2 protein-coding genes and 1 pseudogene are annotated in these 4499 nt (G+C 65.4%); all 3 read left to right on the top strand.

Going from position 1 to position 4499, the window contains the following annotated elements; all coding sequences use genetic code 11:
- Positions 1-305: pseudogene (locus VKI00_RS16555) on the top strand (integrase/recombinase); the annotation flags it as partial.
- A gap of 546 nt (positions 306-851) precedes the next feature.
- Positions 852-2744, top strand: a complete 1893-nt coding sequence (gene ltrA / locus VKI00_RS16550) for a group II intron reverse transcriptase/maturase (protein WP_324439199.1) — start codon at positions 852-854, stop codon at positions 2742-2744.
- A 452-nt stretch (positions 2745-3196) separates the two neighbouring features.
- Positions 3197-4258 carry an IS110 family transposase gene (locus tag VKI00_RS16545; protein WP_324439197.1) on the top strand — a complete coding sequence of 354 codons (1062 nt, stop codon included), beginning with the start codon at positions 3197-3199 and terminating at the stop codon, positions 4256-4258.
- The last annotated feature ends 241 nt before the right edge of the window (positions 4259-4499 follow it).

The raw sequence follows: 4499 nt of genomic DNA, 5'->3' as shown, positions 1-4499 counted from the left end.
GCAGCGGCGAAGTCACTGTTCACGGCAAGGCTGAACGGGTCGATCGGCTACCACTTCCGGTCGATGTCGGTGAGGCGATTGTGGCGTATCTGGCCGACGGCCGACCGGCCTGCGCGGCACGGTCGGTGTTCTGCACCGTCCGGGCACCCTACCGGCCGCTGACGCCGGCGGCGATCCGGCAGGTGATGGGGTGGGCCTGCCGCCGTGCGGGTCTGCCACGGGTGGGTGCGCATCGGCTGCGGCACACCCTGGATAGCAGTAAAGAAAGTTCTCACGTGCGACACGAGGTCGTGCATAACGAGTGAACTCGCAGATTGGAGGCCGGTCATGCCGGGTGCGTAGTTCTCGATCAGTGTTCAAGATCGATCCCCGCCCTGGCGTGCGTCGACGGGTCTTGTCCGTTGGGGTGCGAAGCCCAGGGTAGAAGCCTAAGGGCCCCTGTTCCGTCTGGGGGACCAACCGGGCGAGGGGAAGGCCGGACGGGTGAACGAAAGTGAACCCCTGATGATGCCTCGTTATTTCTAACCCTGGATGACGGGACGAACACCTGGGTGATAGGGCCTGGCCGCTGGAAGGGGCGGCAAGCGGCGACCGGGCAGTGAGAGCCGGTCGCGGGAACACCGCTGGCCTCGGGGTATAGGGGGCACCCACCCCGGTCGTGTCTCGTGTGCGTGGAACGTGGAAACCCCGTCGGGGTCCGGGCCGAGTCGGTCCGGTAGGCCGATCGTAAGAGGGGCGGAATCCCTCGGCGGGACAGGATGCCCAAGAAGCGGATGCCGGTGGCCGAAAGGCGACGGGACTCACGACAGCGTGGCTGCTGCTCTAGGCGGTCGTCGTGGGGAACCGGCCGGATGCCGGTCCGAGCGGCCGGACCCGAAAGGGTGCTGACGTGGGCAGGTGAGCCTTTGAAAGCCGAGGCCGATGGCCTGATGAACCGAAGGGGCAAGTTGGACACCATCGCGGTGAACGGACCCGAGGACGTCGCGCTCGATTGGGACGCCGTTGACTGGCGTTTTCATGAGCAGAACGTAGTCCGGTTGCGGCGCAGGATCTTCAAGGCGACGCGGGAGCAGGACTGGGCCAAGGTCCGGTCGCTGCAGAAACTGATGCTGGGGTCGTGGTCGAACACGCTGATGAGCGTGCGGCAGGTCACCCAGCGCAATGCCGGGCGTCGGACGGCGGGGATCGATGGCGAGGTTGCCTTGTCGTCGCCGCAGCGAGCGGACATTGCGGTGCGTGTGCACCGCAGTCGCGCGAGCTGGGACCCGATGCCGGTTCGGCGCGTGTACATTCCGAAGGCCAACGGCAAGCAGCGTCCGCTCGGTATTCCGGTGTTGATGGATCGGTGCCACCAGGCGCGGGTCCGCAACGCGCTGGAGCCGGAGTGGGAGGCCAAATTCGATGCCCGCTCGTATGGGTTTCGTCCTGGCCGCAGTTGCGCCGATGCGATCGGCTCGCTGTATTCAATCCTGAAAGGCCCTCGTGCCCAACGGGTATGGATTCTCGATGCCGACCTGTCGGCCGCGTTCGATCGGATTGACCACGACCGGCTATTGGCCGCGGTCGGCGACTTCCCCGCTCGGGGAATGATCGCCGACTGGTTGAAGGCCGGCGTGTTCGAACCGGGTAAGGGCTTCGCCCCGACCGAGGAGGGAACTCCGCAAGGCGGGGTGATCAGTCCGTTGTTGATGAACGTGGCGCTGCACGGGCTGGAGGAGGCCGCCGGGGTCCGTTACCGCCAAACCGGTGTCAACACCGGGACAACGGTTCCGGGAACCCCGATTCTGGTCAGGTATGCCGACGACATGGTGGTCTGCTGTCATACCCGGCATCAGGCCGAACATGTCAAGGAGCGGCTTGCCCAATGGCTGGCGCCGAGGGGGCTGGTCTTTAACGAGGATAAGACACGCATCGTGCGCCTCGAAGAAGGCTTCGACTTTCTCGGCTTTAACCTGCGCCGGTACCGGCGTGGTGGTCGGCCCGGCAAGCTGTTGATCAAACCGAGCCAGGATGCGGTCAGGCGAATCCGGCGCAGGCTCGCCGACGAGATACGCAGCATGCGTGGCTCGAACGCGATGGCGCTCATCGCCAGGCTCAACCCGATCATCCGGGGTTGGGCCGCCTACTACCGGGGGGTGGTGTCCAGCAAGCTGTTCAGCGCGCTGGACAGCCACGTGTGGTGTCTCACCTTTCGGTGGGCGCGCCGCACCCACCCCAACAAGTCGAAGAAGTGGATCGTGCGCCGCTACTTCGGCAGGTTCAACCGATTCAGGAATGACGGGTGGGTGTTCGGTGCCCGCGATCGGGTACTCGACGATCGTGGCGGCATCGCCTACCTCACCAAGTTTTCCTGGACCAAAATCGTCCGGCACCAGCTGGTCGCGGGCGGGGCGTCTAAAGACGACCCCGACCTGACCCAGTACTGGGCCGCACGGCGGCGAAAGGCGTTGGCCCCGTTGGACAGCTACAACTTGCGCCTGCTCGCCGAGCAGGACGGGCACTGTCCATTATGCGGGGACCACGTCCTTACCCCGGATCAGCCCCCGCAGTCCCCGCACGAGTGGGAGCGCTGGTGGCTGAGCATCGTTAAACGGGCGATCGCCGCCAACTACCTCACCCACCACGGGCGAGGCGGCGCGCCGGACGGAAACCGAACCCGCCTGGTACACACCTCATGCCATCGCAGCCTGCGGGCTCGCAGCGGCATCAGACCGGAACCCGCAACGCCCTCGGGGCTTGCTTGAGCCGAGTGCGGGGAAACCCGCTCGCGCGGTTCTGAGGGGGCCCCGGCGCAGAAATGCGTCGGGGCTACCCGACAAGGTAGATCCCGGAGGATGTCGTCGGGTGACTCTGCGGCGGTAGGTCTGGGTCGGTTCGTGGCGGCGGACGGGAGCGCCAGCGGACGGGAGCCGCCACTGCGCTGGCTGTTAATCCGAAGTTCCGACTTATATGGCGTGTCAGCGGTTCGTGATCGGGTTGGCCGCCCGTAGCGTGCCGTAGCGAACCGGAGGCCTGACTCGCGAAGTTCCTGTCACCCGCGTTCGGGTTGACTCCAAGGGGGTGTGTCGGGCCCCTCCGGTTCGCGTTCGCGGCGTGACTGAAGAGAGGCGTGACCACAAGTACGTGCGAGGTACTGGAAGTCGGATTGTCCGCCGCGGATCCCCCCATCACAACGCGAGAAGGGAATCCGTCCTCCATGATCGTTATCGGTGTCGATCCGCACAAGACCACGCACACCGCCGCCGCGGTGGACCCCGTCACCAACACCGGTCTGGGTTCGCTACGTATCGACGCCACGCTGGCCGGTTACCGCCGGATGCTGGTTTGGGCCAAGCAGTGGCCACAACGGCAGTGGGCGGTCGAGAACGCCGAAGGGCTAGGTCATCACCTGGCCCAGTGGCTGTTGGCTCGTGGCGAGGTCGTGCTCGACGTGCCGGCCACCGCGACCGCGCGAGTGCGTGAACTATCCCGCGGTGCGCGCCGCAAGAACGACCGCATCGACGCGGCCAGCGCCGCCTGTGTGGCGGCGGCGCAGGGCGACGCCCGCCCGGTCGTAGCCGAGGATCACGTCGACGCGCTCGCGTTGCTCGACGAGCGGCGAAACAACCTGTCCCAGAACCGGACACGTACCATCAACCAACTACACCGGCTCCTACGCGAGCTTCTGGCCGGCGGCGTCCCGACCGACCTGACCGCGGCCAAAGCCACTGCAGCACTGCGTACATTTCGGTCGCGCAGCACTCCCGAGCGGGTCCGGGTTCAACTGTGCCGAGACTTGATCGCCGACGTGCGCCGGCTCGACCAGCAGCTCGCGGAAAATCAAGCCGAAGCCACACGGCTGCTCGACGAGCACGGCACGCGACTGCGCGAGATCGACGGCGTCGGCCCGGTGCTGGCTGCCCGCATCCTCGGCCGAACCGGTCACGTGAGCCGGTTTGCTACTGCGGCCGCCTATGCCACCTACAACGGCACCGCCCCGGTTGAGGTCGCCAGCGCCGAATACCAATGCCACCGCCTGAACCGCTACGGCGACCGGCAACTCAACTGTGCCATCCACACCATCGCCATCGTCCAGCTCCGCAGGCACGGAAGCGCCGGACGACGCTACTACGACCGCAAGATCACCGACGGCAAGACGCCACGAGCGGCGCTGCGCTGCCTCAAACGACACCTATCCAACCAGCTCTGGCGAACCATGCTCGCCGACGAACAACGCGACCAAGACAGATGCCACGACCAATCCACGAAGGCCTCTTGACAAACAGAGAGGCACCCCCTTCTGAAGGGGGTCTGAGTCCCGATCTGCCCTGTGAGCAGGGGTTCCGTGTTCATGTGTTATCCGGAATGTAATCATGTATTTTCGGGATTAGGTCGGCGTGTCTTCTTAATATCTGGCTACTGTCGTGCTGCTTTCGTGCTAGAAAGTAATCATGTATGTGACGCGGGTGCCCAACCGTGGATCACCGCCGGCGGTCCTGTTGCGCGAAAGCTACCGCGAA

Origin of the sequence: Mycobacterium sp. (genome assembly GCF_035314665.1) — a bacterium.
In the GTDB taxonomy this organism is placed as follows: Bacteria; Actinomycetota; Actinomycetes; order Mycobacteriales; family Mycobacteriaceae; genus Mycobacterium.
Note: the sequence above shows the minus strand (reverse complement) of the source record. Positions and strands in the feature narration are given on the sequence as shown.